This window comes from Luoshenia tenuis, from assembly GCF_014384745.1.
Taxonomy (GTDB): domain Bacteria; phylum Bacillota; class Clostridia; order Christensenellales.
This window is the reverse complement of sequence record NZ_JACRSO010000001.1, coordinates 705,927-722,757: the sequence shown is the minus strand read 5'-3', so window position 1 is coordinate 722,757 and position 16,831 is coordinate 705,927. Positions and strand designations below refer to the sequence as shown.

Here is a 16,831-nt window from a genome sequence, read left to right as displayed (position 1 = left end):
AAGGGGTGCGCATGGAGCAGTTGAAGCAGAAGCCAAAAATCGTGGCCTTCGACCAGTCGGCAGGCTTTTTTTCCAGGCAGGCGCAAAAGTATGCCGAGCAGAACCGCTTTGCCGATGCCCTGCGCTATAGCCGCATGGCTATGGAAAAGGAGCCGGATAACGCCCAATACCGCATGGAGCTGGCCCAGTTGTATACCGAGATGTGCTATTATGAGGCCTCCAATGAGATCCTCCTTTATATGGTGCAGCGCTATGGCGCCCAGATGCCGGAGTGCTTTTTCTCGGTAGGATGCAACTTTATGGGCATGGCTGAGTATGACCGGGCGCGCGAGAGCCTGATCCATTACCTCCAGGTAGACCCTTACGGGGAATACATGGAGGATGCCCAGGAGATGCTTGAGGCGATAGATGAATACCAGCGCATGATCTACGATGAGGACGGCGAGGAGGAAGACCCGGAGCGCCGCGCCCTGTTTTACAAGGCCGATAAGGCGCGCAGCCTGATGGAAAACGGCGATTTCCGCGGGGCGATCAAGCTGTTTGAAGAGGTGCTCAAACAGGATTCCAGCCTGATCTTTGTGAAAAACAACCTGGCCTTTGCGCTGCAAAGCCAGCATGAAGGCGAGCGGGCGATGCAGCTGTGCCGCGAGGTACTTGAACAGGACCCGGAAAACCTGCACGCGCTTTGCAACCTGGCCCTGTTTATGCGGGATGCGGACAGCCAGGCGGACCTTACGGCGTACACGCGGCGCATTGCCACCATGCCGCTGGAGGAAAACGACGATATCCTTAAAGCGGGGATGACGCTGTGCGAGCTGGGCTGCCACAGGGAGGCACAGGGGCGGCTAAAGGAGATGCTGGAGCGCCGGCCCTACGAGATGCGCGTGCTGCACGCCCTGGCCATGACCTATTATAACCTTGGCGACTATAAGACGGCTGTGCGGCTGTGGGGGGATATGCTGCGTCTGGAGGCGGGGGATACCATCGCGGCCTACTACCGGGGCAAGGCCCAGCAGGCGCTTGAGAGCGGACAGCCGGAGCGCAAGACCTATCCTTATCCCTATCAGGTGCCCTATGATGAGATCCTTACCCGTATCCGCACGCTGGGCGAGTGGATCTGGGCGCCCAAGAGCAGCCGGGCCAAGGAGCGGTGGAAGGAAGACCCGGAGTTTGTGAACCTGGTGCTGTGGGGGCTAAATCTGGGGGATATGACCATCCGCCGGGCGCTTTTGGGGATGCTGGGCAGTTTCGGGGATGAGCGGGCCCAGGGCATCCTGCGCGGATTCTTGCTGCGAAAGAGCGAGCCGGATAGCGTAAAGCGCGAGATCTTCGGCCTGCTGCGCCAGGCTGGCGCCAAGGAGCCTTATATTGCCTATATGGACGGGGAGATCGTGGAGGTGCACGTCAACCTGCTGCCGCCGGAAACTGCGGAGCTGACGCGCTCTGAGCGCGTGGTGCTGGAAAAGGCCATGGAGGTAGCCCAGCGCGAGGGCTGGGGCGAGGTATTAGAGCCTATGGCCATACTCTGGTGCCGGGCGGTGCGCAATTTGAATTGGACCAACCGCGAGGGGCTGCATGCCCAGCAGTGGGCGGCAGCACTGGCCTTTGAGGCCTCCCGGCAGGCGGGGATGGCGCCGGTACGCACGCGCGTTGCCAAGGTGTACCACACCACCCCCGGGACGCTTAAAAAATATCACGAGCGCCTGGTGCAGGCGTTGCAAACAAAAGAGGAAGGAGCGGGCGAGCATGAAGGAACTGATTAATTTTGACGAACAGTTTGGCCAATATATAGAAAAATGGATGGCGGAAAACGCGGATAAATACGAGAATGTAGACGAGATGGAGGCGGAGGTCCCCGAGCTTTACCTGAAGTGGATGAACGAGGGCGCCGCGTTTTTGGACGGGGCGGAGCCGGCCCATTACTTTGACCGGTACGACGACCCGGAGGAGCTGCTGGCGTTGATGCGCCGGTATCTGGCCGAGAACGTGCCCCTGCCCGACCCGTTGCTGGAACGGCTGACCGACCTGGGCGCCGCGGCGGAGCGGGCGCTGGTGGCCGCTTTGGAGCAGGAGCAAAACCCCGAGGCGCAGATGCTGGAGATCGGCCTGCTGGGCGAGTTGGAAAGCGAAGCCCCCATGGCGTTATACGTGGAATGGGCTGCCACCGGCGAGGAGGGCGACGACCGGGCCGAGGCTGCCGCGGAAGCGCTGGGCCGTATGAGCGAGCGGGTGGTCGCCCTGGCGCTGCCCAGGCTGATGCAGGCCAAAGCCCCGCATATCAAGGCGCGGCTGATCGACGTTTTGTGCAACTTCCCTGGGGATGACAGGATCTTTGAACAGCTTTTGGAGCTGTTTTGCCAGCGGCGGGATGAGCGCGCGCTTTTCGCCTCCTACCTGTGCAAATATGGAGATGAGCGCGCGCTTTCCGCCCTGAAAGAGGCGTTGGTAGACCCGGATATCAATTATCTGGACTACATCGAAATTTGCAACGCCATCGAGGCGCTGGGCGGCCAGGTGGAGGTGCAGCGGGACTTTACCGGCGACCCTTATTATGAATCTTTAAGGACGATGAACGATTAAAGGGCAAAACGTTCCCTTGAAACGGAGGGAGATATGGAAAATAAAATCATTACGATAGATGACGTGCGCAACGATCCGCAGATCAGCGCGCTGGTCCACTATGCCAACCACATCATGTCCGTCATGGGCTATACCGAGCACGGCCCGCGGCATGTGGGGGTGGTCAGCCGGGTGACGACGGATATCCTTCGGGAGCTGGATTACCCCAAGCGCACGCTGGAACTGGCGGAGATCGCCGGTTGGGTGCACGATGTGGGCAATATCGTCAACCGAACGGATCACGGACTCAACGGCGCGGTGATGCTGCTGCCGATCCTGCAGCAGATGGGCATGCCCATTGAGGAGGTGCTGCGCATCGTATCGGCCGTGGGCAACCATGAAGAGCAGCACGGCACCCCGGTCAGCGAGATCAGCGCGGCGCTGATCATCGCCGACAAGAGCGACGCGCACCGCTCCCGCGTGCGGCGCGGCCGCTATAACCCGGAGGATATCCACGACCGGGTAAATATGTCCATCAAGAAAAACTGGGTGGAGGTGGACAAGGCCAACCGGGTGATCCGCTTTGAGCTGATCATGGACGGGACCAGTTCCGTACTGGAATTTTTGCAGATATACATGTCCCGTATGGTGATGAGCGAGGACGCGGCCCACTTTTTGGGCTGCCGGCTGGAGATCGTGATCAACGGCATGATCATCAACAACCACATTAAAAACCTGGAGGCTGCCAAGGCGAATCTGGAGAAGAGGAACGATAATTTAGACAAATGAGAAAATTCCATTTGATCGCCACGGCGGCCTTTGGGCTGGAGGGCGTGGTAGCGGCGGAGTTGCGCCGCATGGGTTATGAGGTAGAAACAGAAAACGGACGCGTGCGCTTTTGCGGCACGATGGCGGATATCGCCCGGTGCAACCTGTGGCTGCGGGTAGCGGATCGGCTGCTTATCGAGGTGGGCAGCTTTAAAGCGACCAGTTTTGAAGAGCTGTTTGAAGGGGTCAGGGCCCTGCCTTGGGAGGAATATATCCCCAAAGAAGGCTGCTTTCCGGTGAGCGGCAAGGCCGTAGCCTCGCAGCTTATGAGCGTGCCGGATTGCCAGGCGATCACCAAAAAGGCGATCGTGGAGCGGCTCAAGCAAAAATACCCCGTCGCCTGGTTTGAAGAGGCCGGGGAGACCTATAAGCTGGAGGTGGGTCTGCTAAAAGATGTAGCGACTTTGACGCTGGACTGCTCGGGCGCGGGGCTGCACCGGCGGGGCTACCGGCCGCTGACGGCCCAGGCGCCTTTGCGCGAAACGCTGGCCGCGGCGCTGGTGCTGCTGTGCCGCTGGCATCCGGACCGGACGCTGTGGGACCCCATGTGCGGCTCGGGCACCATTCCCATTGAGGCCGCGCTGATCGGCCGCAATATCGCCCCGGGGTTGAACCGCACTTTTGCCGCGGAGGACTGGCGCTGGATGGATAAAGACGTGTTCCGTCAGGCCCGGGCTCAGGCGTTGGAGGCGATCGACCGGGAGCGGGAGCTGCATATCATCGGTACGGACATCGACGAGCGGGTATTGAGTACAGCGCGCTTTCACGCCAAGAGCGCCAAGGTGGAAAAAGACATCCATATCCAGTGCCAGCCGCTAAGTGAAATGCGTACCTCCCGGGAATACGGGTTTATCGTATGCAACCCGCCTTACGGCGAGCGGATGGGCCAGATACGGGAGGCGGAGCAGCTTTACCGGGAGATGGCCAAGGTGTTTGCCACCTTGCCCACCTGGGGCAAGAACGTAATCACCTCTTACCCCAATTTTGAGCGGGTATATGGCCGCAGAGCGGACCGGCGCCGCAAGCTGTATAACGGCAAGCTGCAATGCCAGTATTACCAGTACTTAGGGCCGCGCCCACCCTGGCTGGACCGGGCCAGGCAAGCGGCCGCACAATCGGACGATTAAATTTTTAAGACGGCTCCCTTGGATAAGGGGGGCCGCTTGTTTTATACCAAGCGCCCCTCCAATAAGACCCATAGACGCGGGTTTTGACAAATAACATACAAAGGAAGATGTGCAGCGCGGCTTTTTATGGTAAACTGAAAGAGACAATACACGGATATGCGGTGCTTAGGCGGCCGATCTTGGGATGAAGGGGTATCGATATGAAGAAAAAAATACTCAGTTTGTGTGCAGCGGTCATTTTACTGGCCGCCCTGTTTGCCGCGCCGGGCCTGGCGGCGGCGGACACCCGTACCTATGAGTTGGAGGATTTGGAGCTAAGCATCGAGATCCCCAACAGTTATGGCGTAACGGCGCAGGGGGTGGTGGGCAACCGGGCCGTATTTGCCTTGCTGGGCGTGGACCCGGAGGAATTTTGGGCGGATTACGAGGGGACCGATATCTACCTAAGCGCCGTAGGGATAGACCCGCTGCGCGAGGTCAATATCGCGACCTTTGAGGTGGAGGACGTATTTACCATAGACGTAGATACCCTGAAAAACGCGCCTTCCTACCTGATTGACCAGCAGATAGATTATTTTTTAGAGGACAGCGAGGTCACCGATTGCCGGACGTATGAGACCGATCAGGCGCTGTACATCGTAGCGGATCTTGAGCAGCGGCAAAGCGGCGGCTATGTGCATATGTATTTTACGGTGATCGGCGGCCAGGGCTACAACATCGGCCTGTATACTTACGGGCAGCAGGCCGGTTTTACCCAGGAGCAGGAGCTGGAGGCGATGGTGGATAGCATCGACTATCATAACCTGCCGCTGGGCGGATTAGGATATGATTCTTCTTATGATACCGCCTATCGGGCGGGGGAGACCATCGGCAGGATCACGGCGATCACCGCGATACCGGGCTTTTTGTTGTCCATTGCCGCGCTGGTGATCACGCTTTGCATGGCCAATAAGCGTAAAAAGCAGCGGGAATACCAGCGCGCACAGGAGATGGCCGCGCTTGGGCAGCAAGAGGCGGTACAGCCCGTCGTTACCTGGGAAGCGCCCCAGCAGGCGCCGGAGGAGCCGGTTGAGGCAGCTGCCCAGCCGGAGAAAGATAAAATGGATACGGAGCAGGAAAGCGGCGGGGTCGTGCTCCCCACAGAGGGCAGCCAGCCAGCGCCCGAGGCGGAACCGCGTCCGGCGGTAAAGCCGCGCTTTTGCACGGAGTGTGGTAAACCCCTGCCGGAGAACGCGGCTTTCTGCCCGGAATGCGGCAAGAAGGTGCAAAAATAATATCCCGATAAAGGGGAGAGCAAACGTGTGCGGAGGGGAAAAGGTAAGCATTCGCCGCGCCGGGCGGGAGGATAGCGCCCGGCTTGCGGCCTTAGCCAAGGCGCTGTGGCCGCAGCAGGATCAAGAGGCGCTACGGCAGGAGCTGGAGGGACTGTGCACCCAGCGGGAGGCCGCGCTGTTTCTGGCGGAATGCGGCGCCCAAGCAGTAGGCTTTGCCCAGTGCCAGCTGCGGCGCGACTATGTGGAAGGGACGCATACCAGTCCCGTGGGCTACTTGGAAGGGCTCTACGTATGCCCTGCTTTGCGCGGCAGGCATGTGGGGCTGCAACTGCTCAAGGCCTGTGAGAACTGGGCCAGAACCATGGGATGCCTGGAATTTGCCAGCGATTGTACCATCGAGAACGCCGGCAGCCAGGCCTTCCACCAGAAGGCGGATTTTACTCAGGCGGCGCGCATCGTATGTTATACCAAAAGGCTGTAGTGATAAGGGGGAATGACGATGGAGAATTTCAGCGTTTTAGGCTTTGGGCATGTGGGCATCAGCGTGCGGGACATTGCCCGCTCGCGGCGGTTTTATGAGGAGATGCTGGGCTTTAAAGTGGTGTGGGAATATCACTTTCCGGATCGGGAACTGCTGTTTATGGGCAACGGATCGGTGGTGGTGGAATTTTTGCAGACGGACAGCGCGCTTGCGGATGGACCGCTCAATCACCTCTCCATTTTGGTAGACGATGTGGAGCGGGCGAAGGCGGAGCTGGAGAGCAAGGGCGTTAAGTTTGAAACGGAGCTGCTGCTGGATGCGGACCTTTACCCGCGCGGAGAAAAATTTGCGATCTTCCGCGGGCCGGATAATGAGCGGTTACAGTTAGAACAAATACTTTGAGGTAAAGATAGCAAAAGGAGGAGCGAGATGCGACTTGAAAAGGTAACGCTTAAAGGGAACGAGCATGTAACGGTGACGGCTTATCTGCTGGACCATCCCACCCAGTTCCCCAATGTGACGCGGCGGCCGGCGGTCCTGGTTTTTCCGGGCGTGATGACCAATGGCGGAAAGGTGCTGACCTCTCAGCGGGAGGCGGAGTGCATCGCTATGGCCTACCTGGCTGAAGGCTATCAGGCCTTTTTGCTGAATTATTCCATGCCCGCCTGGCCGGTGTTCCCCGGCCCGATCGACGATGTGCAGGAAGTGATGGATATCCTGTACGAAAAGAGCGCGGATTGGGAGATCGACACCAACCGGATCGCCGCGGTGGCCTTCTCCGAGGGCGCGTATGTGGCCGTAGCGCAGGCGATGACGGCGCAGCGGCACCGCCCCAATGCGCTGATTTTGGGCTATCCCCAGATCCCGGAGCCCGAGGAGGTACGCCCTTATAACGCCCCGGTCCTGCAGGAGATCGCCGATGAAAAGACGCCGCCGGTCTTTTTATTCTCTACGCATGAGGATACCGGCCGCCCGGCTAAAAGCTGCCTGAGCCTGCTGTTGGCGTTGGATAAGGTGGGCGTACCCTACGAGATCCACCTGTTCCAAAAGGGCGCACATGGCCTTTCCCTGGGAAAATCGCTGTGTTCTTCCGGCATGGGCTTTTATGTAGACGCCAACTGGGCCAAGTGGTTTGAACTGAGCATGCACTGGCTTACCGCCAACTGGGGCGAACCCTTCCCCTATGAGGGCGAGTTCTTAAACGCTGCGGACATCGGCGGCTATAATATCGATACGTATATCCGCGACCTGGCCCAAAACCCGGCGTGTATGGCGGTGGTTACCGAGTTTTGGCCGGAATATGGGGATGCACAGTTTGTGGCGGAACGGATGGATTCCACGCTTCGCTTTTCAAACGTATGGTTCCCCCAGCCCTTAAAGCCGGATGAACTGGAACGCCTCAATCAGCGGCTCAAAGCGATCCCGCTGGCATAAAACGATGAAAAGCCGTGCTTTTGCGCGGCTTTTTTTATTTTCGGCTATTTGACAAATGAATTGCGATAAAGATATACTATATATAAATAGATGTGATGATTTTGCGATATTACAAAATAAATAGACATAAATAAGCGGAAATATAAATGAATGGAGCTCATCCAGACGGTGGCCTGGATTTATAGACAAAGGAGTGAAGAGAAAATGGGAAAGTTGCAGCTGGGGTGGATCTTGTTTCCCCGGTATGACGAGGACTATTGGAGCAGCCTGGAGGCGTATAAAAAGATCGGCTATTCCGGGATGGAGAGCGGCGAGCAGCTGCTGACGCTGAAAGAGGGCACGCCGGAGGAGAACCTGGCACGATTCAGGGAGATCGGCCTTAAAGTCATCGCGGTGGGCGCCAATGAGGTGACGCGGTATGATGAAAAGCTGATCGACGAGAAGATCGCCCAGGTCAAGCTGCTGGGGGCGGACTTTGCCTGCTGCTATATTTCCAGCATCATCCGCCCGATGATGGGGGAAGCCCCCTGCACGGATGATGAATTTTTGCAGGAGATCGAAAACCTGGAGCGCTCGGCCGAGCGTTTTGCCGCTGCTGGCGTTAAGCTGGCCTACCATAACCACAACTATGAGTTTATCCGCAAGATCCATGGCATCAGCGCCTATGACCAGATGGTCTCGCGCACGTCCACGCTGTGCTTTGAGCCGGATGTGGGATGGGTGACCTATGCCGGAGAGGACCCGATAGCGCTGCTGGAGCGGCTGGAAGGGCGGCTGGTGGCAGTGCATTTTAAAGATTTTATCCCGGGCCGGATGCGCACAGCCACCTTGGCCCCCGGAGTAAGTTATACCATCCCTGATTTTACTGCTGTGGGCTCAGGCGTGGTAAATACCTTTGGCGTAGCCCAGTGGGCGGCGGAGCATGGGCTCACATGGGGCGTCGTAGAACAGGACGGTAACCGCAACCTTTGCAGTGTGGATACGCTGCACTGCGCCTACCTGAATCTGAAAGAATCGGGCTTTGCCGGCTAATAAGAAAAGCCGCCCCATAGGGGTGGCTTTTCTTGATTAATAACTTTGACTTACTGTTCCTCCAACTTATCGGGCTCGGGCAGCTCCGGCCCCTCGATGGTGACGGTCTTGATCACCGGCGCGTCACCCTTGCCATCGGTTTCGGCAATTTTGTCCACCACGTCCATGCCGCTGATCACCTTGCCAAAGGCGGCATACTTGCCGTCGAGATAGGTGCTATCCTTATGCACGATGAAAAACTGCGAACCGGCGGAATCCATACTGACGTTGTTGCGGGCAAAGGAGATCACGCCCCGCACATGGGAAATGTCGTTTTGCACGCCGTTTTCCTTAAACTCGCCCTTGATGCAATATCCCGGGCCGCCGGTGCCGTTCCCTAAAGGATCGCCGCCCTGGATCATAAAGTCCTTAATAATGCGGTGGAAGGTCAGCCCATCGTAAAAACCTTCCCGGGCGAGGTAGACAAAGTTGCGTACGGACTGGGGCGCCTTGTCGGGATACAGCTCTAAAACGATGTTTCCGCCATCCTCCATCTGGATGGTGGCCGTTACGCCCGAGGTGGCTTGTACCGGTTCTTCGCTGGCACAGCCCGGCGCGAACAGGGCCAGGCAGATCAGCAGTGCGACTAGCTTTTTCATGCGATTGATCGTCCCCCTTATACGAAAATCATGGCGATAAAGCCATACAGCAATTAGGATACCCTGCGCAGCCCGGCTTGTCAAACCCCAGGCTGCGCGGCCACATGCAGGTATGAAACGCCGTGCAGATGCACATGATAGTACAAAACATTTGAAAAAGAGGTGCAACAGATGTTCAATGAAAAGATTCGTGTCGTTCAGTATGGCTGCGGGAAAATGGCCAAGTATACCCTGCGCTACCTGTACGAAAAAGGTGCGGAGATCGTGGGCGCTATCGACGTGGACCCGGCAGTAGTAGGCATGGACGTGGGCGAGTATGCGGGCCTGGGCTTCAAGCTGGGCGTGCCCATCCGCTCGGATGCAGACGCGGTGCTGGACGAGTGCGACGCCGATATCGCGATACTGACGCTATTCAGCTTTATGGATGACGTATATCCGCATTTTGAAAAGTGCGCACGGCGGGGGATCAACGTGGTCACCACCTGTGAAGAGGCGATCTACCCCTGGACGACGGCGGCATCGGACACCAACCGGCTGGACAAACTGGCCAAGGAAACCGGCTGCACCATCGTGGGCAGCGGGATGCAGGACATCTTCTGGGTCAACCTCATCGCCACGGTGGCGGGCGGATGCCATAAGATCGATAAGATCGAAGGCGCGGTCAGCTACAACGTAGAGGACTACGGCCTGGCGCTGGCCAAGGCCCACGGCGCGGGCTTTACCCCCGAGCAGTTTGAGGCCCAGCTGGCCCACCCGGAGACGCTGGAGCCGGCTTATGTGTGGAACTCCAACGAGGCGCTTTGCGCGAAGATGGGATGGACCATCAAATCTCAAACGCAAAAGTGCGTGCCCTATTTCTACGATAAGGACCTGTACTCGGAGACGCTGGGCGAGACCATCCCCAAAGGGAATTGCATTGGGATGAGCGCCGTGGTCACCACCGAAACCTACCAGGGCCCCGTGATCGAGACCCAGTGCATCGGCAAGGTCTACGGCCCGGACGACGGGGATATGTGCGACTGGAAAATCACCGGCGAGCCGGATACCACTTTTTACGTGCAAAAGCCGGCCACGGTGGAGCACACCTGCGCTACTATCGTCAACCGTATCCCCAGCGTGCTGACGGCCCCGGCGGGATATGTGACCATGGATAAGCTGCCCGAGGCGGAGTATATGACCTATCCCATGGCGGTTTATGTGGATTTAATGTGCTGATGGACCTTTAACGGCCGGGATGCCGCGAGGCGGCGCTGCCCATAGGGTAGCGCCGTTTTTCTATTCGTTTTTTGAACAACTAAATATATTTATGATTGACAGCCTGTTAAGACGGAGAGAAAATAGAAAAGGAGCCTTGGGCGCTTAGAAAAGGGCTAAACGGGGCTTTTTAAGGATTGCTTGAAATGGACGACTGTTAAGGGGGTAAAGAAAAATGATCGATTACAAAAAGGTGGACGGCAGCTTTTCTCTGGTGGGCAAGACCTGCCTGGTGACCGGCGCGGCCAACGGCATCGGCAAGGCTTCGGCTACTCTGTATGCTTCCAAGGGGGCCAATGTGGCGCTGGTGGATCTGCAGGAAAGCGTGCACGATGTAGCGCAGGCGCTGGCTAAGGAGTACGGGGTCAAGACCATCTCGATTATCGGGGATATCACCAATAAAGAGAGCATTGCCAATATGATTGATAAGACCAAGGCGGCTTTTGGCGGGATCGACGTGCTGGCTAACATCGCCGGCGCGGTGGAGCTGGAGGATGCGGAAAAACTGCCCGAGGAGTACTGGGACAAGATGATGGCCGTCAACGCCAAGGGTACTTTCTTGATGTGCCAGCTGGTAGGCTGCGAGATGATCGCCCAGGGCCGCGGCGGCAAGATCGTCAACATTGCCTCTCAGGCGGGCTTTATCGCGCTAGACAAGCATGTGGCTTATACCGCTTCCAAGGCCGCGATCATCGGCATGACCAAGGTGCTGGGCTTTGAATGGGCCGAGTTTGGCATCAACGTCAACGCTGTTTCGCCCACGGTGGTGCTCACGGAGATGGGCGAGAAGGCCTGGCAGGGCGAGGTGGCCGAGAACATGAAAAAGCGCATCCCCGCCAACCGTTTTGCATATCCGGACGAGATCGCCGCGGCGGTTTTGTTCCTCTCGTGCAACGAGTCCAACATGATCACCGGCGAGAACCTGGTGGTGGACGGCGGATTCACCATTAAATAATTAAATTTCTGTAAATCATGTAGCCGGGTGGCCAAGATATGATAGAATAGGAAAAAGGCTTTTTCATAAAGCCTTTTTCTTTTATTATAAATACCGGCCGCGGAGGGGCTTTTGCAATCTCCAAGCGGCTATGGTATGATATTTACGATGAATTGACGCCTGTTTGCGGGCGAAAGCGAGGAAACGATTTTGGAGTATTTGCTGCGGTTTTTAACTTTTTGGCTGAAACTGCTCGCGATATTGCTGGCCCTGGCGCTGGTGGGGGCCTTTGTATTTCTGTTTTCCATGGATTCGACCAATATTAACACCATCTTATCCGAAGGGATGAAGACCCGGGCCGAATCGGTCATTATCGGCGGAGAGCAGGAGGAGATCACCGATACCCTATCCAAGTTCTTTACCTGGGATTTTCTCTCCAGCGACGAGATGATCCAAAATACGGATTACAACCGCTTTGTAGTCCGCTCGATCCAGCACCGGCTCAAGGTGGAATGGGTGTGCGCCATGCCATGGGATACGGTGACCGAAGCCACGGTGGTCGAGCAGGTGCCGGCGATCGACGGGGAGCTGCCCAAAAACAACTATACGGAAGAGGAAGAGGCCTCCGGGGAAAAGGTACTGCCGCCCGACTGGCCGCACGCGCGCTACAAGGTGCGCCTGGTGCGCAGCGAGGAGCGCTGGAAGATCGATAAGGTGGAGCTGATCGAAACCATCGAGGATGCCGTGGCTACCCCCTTACCCAGTCAGACGCCCGAGGCGCAGCAGACCCCGGCGGCAGAATAATGGCCTAAAGGCGCGCCCTCTTGCAAAGCAGGAGGGCGCTTTTTAACCGCGGAAAATGAGGAGGAAGGATATGCGGATCGGCAATTTGGAGATCGAAAACCGCGGGCTGCTGGCGCCCATGGCCGGGGTGACGGATTCGGCCTTCCGCCGCATCTGCATGCAGATGGGCGCGGGGCTATGCTATACGGAGATGGTCAGCGCCAAGGGGCTGCTCTATGGCGGGGACGGCTCGGCGGCGCTGCTCAAATACGCGCCGGAGGAGCGCCCCATCGGCGTACAGCTTTTCGGCCGCGAGCCCCAGCGGATCGCCCAGGCGGTGGAGCGCGTGGGGGAGCTGGGTTTTGCGCTGATCGACCTGAATATGGGCTGCCCGGCTAAAAAAATCGTAGGCAACGGCGAGGGCAGCGCGCTGATGCGGGAGATGGATGTGGCGCATGCGGTATTGCAGGCGGCGGTACGCGCTGCAGGCGAGCTGCCTGTAACGGTTAAATTTCGCGCGGGCTGGGATGAGGAAAACCGAAACGCCGTTGCTTTTGCGCGCATGGCCGAGCAGGCGGGCGTGGCCGCGGTCTGTATCCACGGCCGCACGCGGGAGCAGTTCTACGCGGGCCATGCCGATTGGGAGATGATCGCCCGCGTCAAGGCCGCGGTAGGGATCCCGGTGATCGGCAATGGCGATGTGACCGATGGGGAGAGCGCCAGGGCCATGCTGGCGCAAACGGGGTGCGATGCGGTGATGGTGGGCCGCGGCGCGCAGGGGAACCCCTGGATCTTCCGGCAGATCGCCTGCGCGCTGAGCGGACAGCCGGCCCCGGTGCTGCCCAGCGCAGGGGAGCGGATAGAAAAGTGTATGGAGCAGGCGGCCGTCATGGTGCGTGAAAAGGGCGAGCGCACGGCTTTGCGAGAGATGCGTAAGCACGCCGCCTGGTATATCAAAGGACTGCGGGGCGCAGCGGCGGTGCGGGGAAAGATCAACGCTGTGGAAACGCTGGCGCAGTTAGACGGTATCCTGCGCCAATGCCTTGCTGCAGGGGATAAATAGCGCTTTTGGGGTGCATGAACAGAGCCCGTCCCGAATAGGATAACGCGTAGGCTGCACGGTTTGTGCCGGGGCAGCCTGCACAATCCATTTGGGGGAGATGAATATACTGTGGATACGGGCAGGTGGATCCTTTACCGCCCCGGCCAGGCGGCAGCGCGCCGGAGGGGACTGTTTTCTCGCGGCGGACGGGCGCGCCAGCTGGCCTTAAACGGCATGATTATGGATGGAGAGCGCCCGGGCGGCTATGTGCTCAGCGGCGAGCTGGCCCCGCCTGCAGCAAAAGACCCGGTCCGGCGGGTGGAGCCGCTGCTGCGCGCAATGGATCAGCTGGACGGGCGGGTGCTGTGCGTCGAGCATGGAGAGCACTTTTTCAGCCCTGGAGAACGGATGGCACTGGCGCGGGAAGGGGTGCGTCTGGCGCAGAGCGAGCCGCTGCGCCAGATCAGCCTGTTTCCCGCGGCGATGCAGGCGGCACGGGAGATGCAGCTGCGCCTGGTACTCTCGCCCGCGCTGATCGTGGGTGCCGATACGCCCGAGGGGCGGGAGTGGGCCATGCTGCTGGGAGATAGAATGAATTTCATGGGACTTTGCGGCAGCAATCCTTATGTGTTAGAGCGCCTGTCGGACCGGCTGATGGATAGCTTTGGCCTGGCCGCGCCAATATACCGAAACCTGGAGCGCGCGGCTGCCGCCAGCCGCATCGTGATCTTTGCCGATGCCGCGCCCAAGCCGGTGCTGGGCGCCCTGCAGCCCGGGACGCTGGCCATCCTTACCCACCCGGATGACCAGCGGGCTTTGCCGGCGCCGCGGGGGGTTCAACTGCTGGGAGGCGGTAGGGTCGCGATGCCGGAAACGGTGGCCGCGCCCCTGGGGCTGTCCTCTAGCGAGCAACATCTGGTGGCGCAGGGCTGGCTATATGGCGCAAGCGCGCTGGCTGGGGACGCACGAAGATTGCCGCTGCGCGCGCGCATCCGGCTGTGGCGGGAAATGGAAGCGGACGGTTTTTTTCTAAAGGGCGGCGGCGCTTGACAAGCGAAGGACCTTGCACTATAATCATTAGGTCTATAATAAGGCGTAATGGACAAAATAGCTGCTCATCCGGCCCGTGGGGAGGGCCTGGATAGGCGGATATTTTTATATAGGCTGGCGATGTAAAAATCGCCGATTAACAAGGGGGAATTTTTCATGGCTAAAGAAGTTATGCTCACGCCTGAAGGCGTGGCGAAATTAGAGGAAAAGCTGGATTACCTTAAAACGGTCAAACGGCCCGAGGTGACCGAGCGTATCAAACAGGCGCTGGCCTTTGGCGACCTGAGTGAAAATGCGGAATACGACGAGGCGAAAAACGAACAGGCCTTTGTGGAAGGCGAGATCATCAGCATCGAAAATATGCTGCGCTCAGCCAAACTGATCGATGAGGACGACCTGAATACCGACGTGGTCAACGTGGGCAATACCGTGCGGGTGTTGGATAAGGAGTTCGACGAGGAGATCGATTATGTGCTCTGCGGCTCCACGGAGAGCGACCCCAATGAGAACCGGATCAGCAATGAATCCCCCATTGGGGCGGCGCTGATGGGCAGCCACGTGGGCGATACCGTGCAGGTGGAGACCCCGGGCGGCATTGTAGAGCTTGAGGTGCTTTCCATCAGCAAATAAGGATGTAAGCAAAAGAGAGAGGATAGTATGCAGGATCAAATGAAGAACCCGCCCCAGGCGCAGGAGAGTGTACAGGAGAACTTAAACGAGATATTGCGGGTTCGCCGCCAGAAGCTGCAAGCGCTTAAAGACGAGGGGAAGGATCCCTTTGCCCTTACGCATTATGAGCGTACCCATGAAAGCGAAGAGATCATCTCGCACTATGACGAGCTGGAGGGCCAGCAGGTATCCATCGCCGGGCGCATGACCTCGCGGCGCATCATGGGCAAGGCGTCTTTTGCGCACGTGCTGGACCGGGCTGGTACCATCCAGATCTATGTGAAGCGGGACGATGTAGGCCAGGAGGCCTATACAGCCTTTAAGCAGCTGGATATCGGCGATATCCTGGGCGTAAAGGGCACGGTATTTAAGACGCGCACGGGGGAGATCTCCCTGCACGTGACCGAATATGTGCTGCTATCCAAATCGCTCCAGCCGCTGCCGGAGAAGTTCCACGGCTTAAGCGATCCGGATCTGCGGTACCGCCAGCGGTATGTGGATATGATCGTCAACCCCGAGGTGCGCAAGACCTTTATGGCCCGCAGCCAGATCATCAAGATTATCCGCAGGATTTTGGATGAGCGGGGCTTTATCGAGGTGGAAACGCCGGTACTGCATACGCTGGCCACGGGCGCCGCGGCCAAGCCCTTTATCACCCACCATAATTCGCTGGATATCGATATGTACCTGCGCATCGAGACCGAGCTGCACTTAAAGCGCCTGATTGTCGGGGGCTTGGAGCGGGTGTATGAGATCGGCCGCATCTTCCGCAACGAGGGCATGGATATCAAGCACAACCCGGAGTTTACCACCATTGAGCTCTACCAGGCCTATACCAACCTGGAAGGGATGATGGAGGTAGCCGAGACCGTGTTTATCGAGGCGGCCAAGGCGGTTTGCGGCGGCACCCAGATCACCTATCAGGGTACGCCTGTGGACCTGACCGGGCCCTGGCGCCGGCTGCCGATGATCGACGCGGTCAAGGAGTACGCGGGCATCGACTTTACCGATATTCTGGACGACGAAGGCGCGCGCGCCGCTACCAAGGCCGCAGGGCTGGAGGTAGAGGCGGATATGACCCGCGGACAGTGCATCTACCTGTGCTTTGACGAGCTGGTGGAGGAAAAGCTGGTGCAGCCCACCTTTATTACCGATTATCCGGTGGAGGTTTCTCCCCTTGCCAAGCGCAAGGTGGACGACCCCGCCTTTACCGAGCGGTTTGAGTTCTTTATCACCGGCCGGGAGATGGGCAACGCCTTTTCCGAGCTGAATGACCCCATCGACCAGAAGGCACGCTTTGTAGAGCAGGCCCAAAAGAAGATGGCCGGCGAGGGCGAGGCGCAGATCGACGACGACTTTGTCAACGCCCTGGAGGTGGGGATGCCCCCCACGGGCGGCATGGGCATCGGTATTGACCGGATGGTGATGCTTTTGACGGATTCCTATTCCATCAGGGACGTGATCCTGTTCCCCACCATGAAATTGATTAAAAACTAGGATCGCGGTTTATGAATAGATTGTTCACTAACAGGCCTTTTTGGCCTGTTTTCTTTTTGCGTATCTTGTTTACCTTGATGGACTGAAATCCAGCAATACCAGCGGTTCTAGCATTTTGCCTTGCGTATATCGTCGCAAGTTCGCTTTCCTTAAAAATCTTGTTTTCTGATGCCGGTGTGGGGTTCGGTGTGGGTTTTTGCAGACTCCACACGAGTAAGACTGGGAATAA

17 protein-coding genes are annotated in these 16,831 nt (G+C 58.1%); 16 read left to right on the top strand and 1 reads right to left on the bottom strand.

The features are described 5' to 3' along the window. The first annotated feature begins 11 nt into the window (after positions 1–11). The 9 genes from H8699_RS03450 to H8699_RS03410 all read left to right on the top strand — a co-directional run bounded on the left by H8699_RS03450 (position 12) and on the right by H8699_RS03410 (position 8,735). Positions 12–1,763 (top strand): tetratricopeptide repeat protein, encoded by a 1,752-nt coding sequence (locus tag H8699_RS03450; protein ID WP_249284493.1) that lies wholly within the window; start codon positions 12–14, stop codon positions 1,761–1,763. Next, positions 1,747–2,580 carry a hypothetical protein gene (locus tag H8699_RS03445; RefSeq protein ID WP_249284492.1) on the top strand — a complete coding sequence of 278 codons (834 nt, stop codon included), beginning with the start codon at positions 1,747–1,749 and terminating at the stop codon, positions 2,578–2,580. Before H8699_RS03450 ends, H8699_RS03445 begins: the two co-directional genes overlap by 17 nt. A gap of 33 nt (positions 2,581–2,613) precedes the next feature. Next, on the top strand, positions 2,614–3,348 hold the full coding sequence (locus tag H8699_RS03440; RefSeq protein WP_249284491.1) for an HD domain-containing protein: 735 nt from the start codon (positions 2,614–2,616) through the stop codon (positions 3,346–3,348). Beyond that, positions 3,345–4,514, top strand: coding sequence for a THUMP domain-containing class I SAM-dependent RNA methyltransferase (locus H8699_RS03435; RefSeq protein WP_249284490.1), 1,170 nt, complete (start codon positions 3,345–3,347; stop codon positions 4,512–4,514). Before H8699_RS03440 ends, H8699_RS03435 begins: the two co-directional genes overlap by 4 nt. A 200-nt stretch (positions 4,515–4,714) precedes the next feature. Next, positions 4,715–5,788, top strand: coding sequence for a zinc ribbon domain-containing protein (locus H8699_RS03430; RefSeq protein WP_249284489.1), 1,074 nt, complete (start codon positions 4,715–4,717; stop codon positions 5,786–5,788). A gap of 25 nt (positions 5,789–5,813) precedes the next feature. Next, a complete protein-coding gene (aac(6'), locus tag H8699_RS03425; protein WP_249284488.1) occupies positions 5,814–6,269 on the top strand; it encodes an aminoglycoside 6'-N-acetyltransferase in 456 nt (151 codons plus the stop codon). An 18-nt stretch (positions 6,270–6,287) separates the two neighbouring features. Then, a complete protein-coding gene (locus H8699_RS03420) occupies positions 6,288–6,671 on the top strand; it encodes a VOC family protein (protein ID WP_249284487.1) in 384 nt (127 codons plus the stop codon). Positions 6,672–6,698: 27 nt separating this feature from the next. Further along, positions 6,699–7,703: an alpha/beta hydrolase gene (locus H8699_RS03415; RefSeq protein WP_249284486.1), complete on the top strand. Its 1,005-nt coding sequence runs from the start codon at positions 6,699–6,701 to the stop codon at positions 7,701–7,703. 204 nt (positions 7,704–7,907) lie between these two features. Continuing rightward, positions 7,908–8,735, top strand: coding sequence for a sugar phosphate isomerase/epimerase family protein (locus H8699_RS03410; protein ID WP_249284485.1), 828 nt, complete (start codon positions 7,908–7,910; stop codon positions 8,733–8,735). A 50-nt stretch (positions 8,736–8,785) separates the two neighbouring features. Here H8699_RS03410 and H8699_RS03405 read toward each other — a convergent pair whose 3' ends face one another. After that, a complete protein-coding gene (locus H8699_RS03405; protein WP_249284484.1) occupies positions 8,786–9,373 on the bottom strand; it encodes a peptidylprolyl isomerase in 588 nt (195 codons plus the stop codon). A gap of 171 nt (positions 9,374–9,544) precedes the next feature. Between H8699_RS03405 and H8699_RS03400 the strand changes: the two genes are divergently transcribed. The 7 genes from H8699_RS03400 to lysS all read left to right on the top strand — a co-directional run bounded on the left by H8699_RS03400 (position 9,545) and on the right by lysS (position 16,602). Further along, positions 9,545–10,588 carry an NAD(P)H-dependent amine dehydrogenase family protein gene (locus tag H8699_RS03400; RefSeq protein WP_147518589.1) on the top strand — a complete coding sequence of 348 codons (1,044 nt, stop codon included), beginning with the start codon at positions 9,545–9,547 and terminating at the stop codon, positions 10,586–10,588. Between the two features lie 217 nt (positions 10,589–10,805). Next, entirely contained in the window at positions 10,806–11,582 is a 777-nt protein-coding gene (locus H8699_RS03395) for a GolD/DthD family dehydrogenase (RefSeq protein WP_407943993.1), read from the top strand. Between the two features lie 189 nt (positions 11,583–11,771). Continuing rightward, a complete protein-coding gene (locus tag H8699_RS03390) occupies positions 11,772–12,365 on the top strand; it encodes a hypothetical protein (RefSeq protein WP_249284482.1) in 594 nt (197 codons plus the stop codon). A gap of 70 nt (positions 12,366–12,435) precedes the next feature. Beyond that, on the top strand, positions 12,436–13,407 hold the full coding sequence (dusB, locus tag H8699_RS03385) for a tRNA dihydrouridine synthase DusB (RefSeq protein WP_249284481.1): 972 nt from the start codon (positions 12,436–12,438) through the stop codon (positions 13,405–13,407). Between the two features lie 108 nt (positions 13,408–13,515). Further along, positions 13,516–14,436: a hypothetical protein gene (locus tag H8699_RS03380; protein ID WP_249284480.1), complete on the top strand. Its 921-nt coding sequence runs from the start codon at positions 13,516–13,518 to the stop codon at positions 14,434–14,436. A 156-nt stretch (positions 14,437–14,592) separates the two neighbouring features. Then, the gene (greA, locus tag H8699_RS03375) at positions 14,593–15,066 is read left to right on the top strand and encodes a transcription elongation factor GreA (RefSeq protein ID WP_138295046.1); all 474 of its coding nucleotides are present in this window, start codon (positions 14,593–14,595) and stop codon (positions 15,064–15,066) included. Between the two features lie 39 nt (positions 15,067–15,105). Further along, positions 15,106–16,602: a lysine--tRNA ligase gene (lysS, locus tag H8699_RS03370; protein ID WP_407943992.1), complete on the top strand. Its 1,497-nt coding sequence runs from the start codon at positions 15,106–15,108 to the stop codon at positions 16,600–16,602. Positions 16,603–16,831 lie beyond the last annotated feature (229 nt).

Bases quoted from the DNA above. Each gene is read 5' to 3' on its own strand.
- H8699_RS03450 (WP_249284493.1), top strand. From the start codon at position 12: ATGGAGCAGTTGAAGCAGAAGCCAAAAATCGTGGCCTTCGACCAGTCG.
- H8699_RS03445 (WP_249284492.1), top strand. From the start codon at position 1,747: ATGAAGGAACTGATTAATTTTGACGAACAGTTTGGCCAATATATAGAA.
- H8699_RS03440 (WP_249284491.1), top strand. From the start codon at position 2,614: ATGGAAAATAAAATCATTACGATAGATGACGTGCGCAACGATCCGCAG.
- H8699_RS03435 (WP_249284490.1), top strand. From the start codon at position 3,345: ATGAGAAAATTCCATTTGATCGCCACGGCGGCCTTTGGGCTGGAGGGC.
- H8699_RS03430 (WP_249284489.1), top strand. From the start codon at position 4,715: ATGAAGAAAAAAATACTCAGTTTGTGTGCAGCGGTCATTTTACTGGCC.
- H8699_RS03420 (WP_249284487.1), top strand. From the start codon at position 6,288: ATGGAGAATTTCAGCGTTTTAGGCTTTGGGCATGTGGGCATCAGCGTG.
- H8699_RS03415 (WP_249284486.1), top strand. From the start codon at position 6,699: ATGCGACTTGAAAAGGTAACGCTTAAAGGGAACGAGCATGTAACGGTG.
- H8699_RS03410 (WP_249284485.1), top strand. From the start codon at position 7,908: ATGGGAAAGTTGCAGCTGGGGTGGATCTTGTTTCCCCGGTATGACGAG.
- H8699_RS03405 (WP_249284484.1), bottom strand. From the start codon at position 9,373: ATGAAAAAGCTAGTCGCACTGCTGATCTGCCTGGCCCTGTTCGCGCCG.
- H8699_RS03400 (WP_147518589.1), top strand. From the start codon at position 9,545: ATGTTCAATGAAAAGATTCGTGTCGTTCAGTATGGCTGCGGGAAAATG.
- dusB (WP_249284481.1), top strand. From the start codon at position 12,436: ATGCGGATCGGCAATTTGGAGATCGAAAACCGCGGGCTGCTGGCGCCC.
- greA (WP_138295046.1), top strand. From the start codon at position 14,593: ATGGCTAAAGAAGTTATGCTCACGCCTGAAGGCGTGGCGAAATTAGAG.
- lysS (WP_407943992.1), top strand. From the start codon at position 15,106: ATGAAGAACCCGCCCCAGGCGCAGGAGAGTGTACAGGAGAACTTAAAC.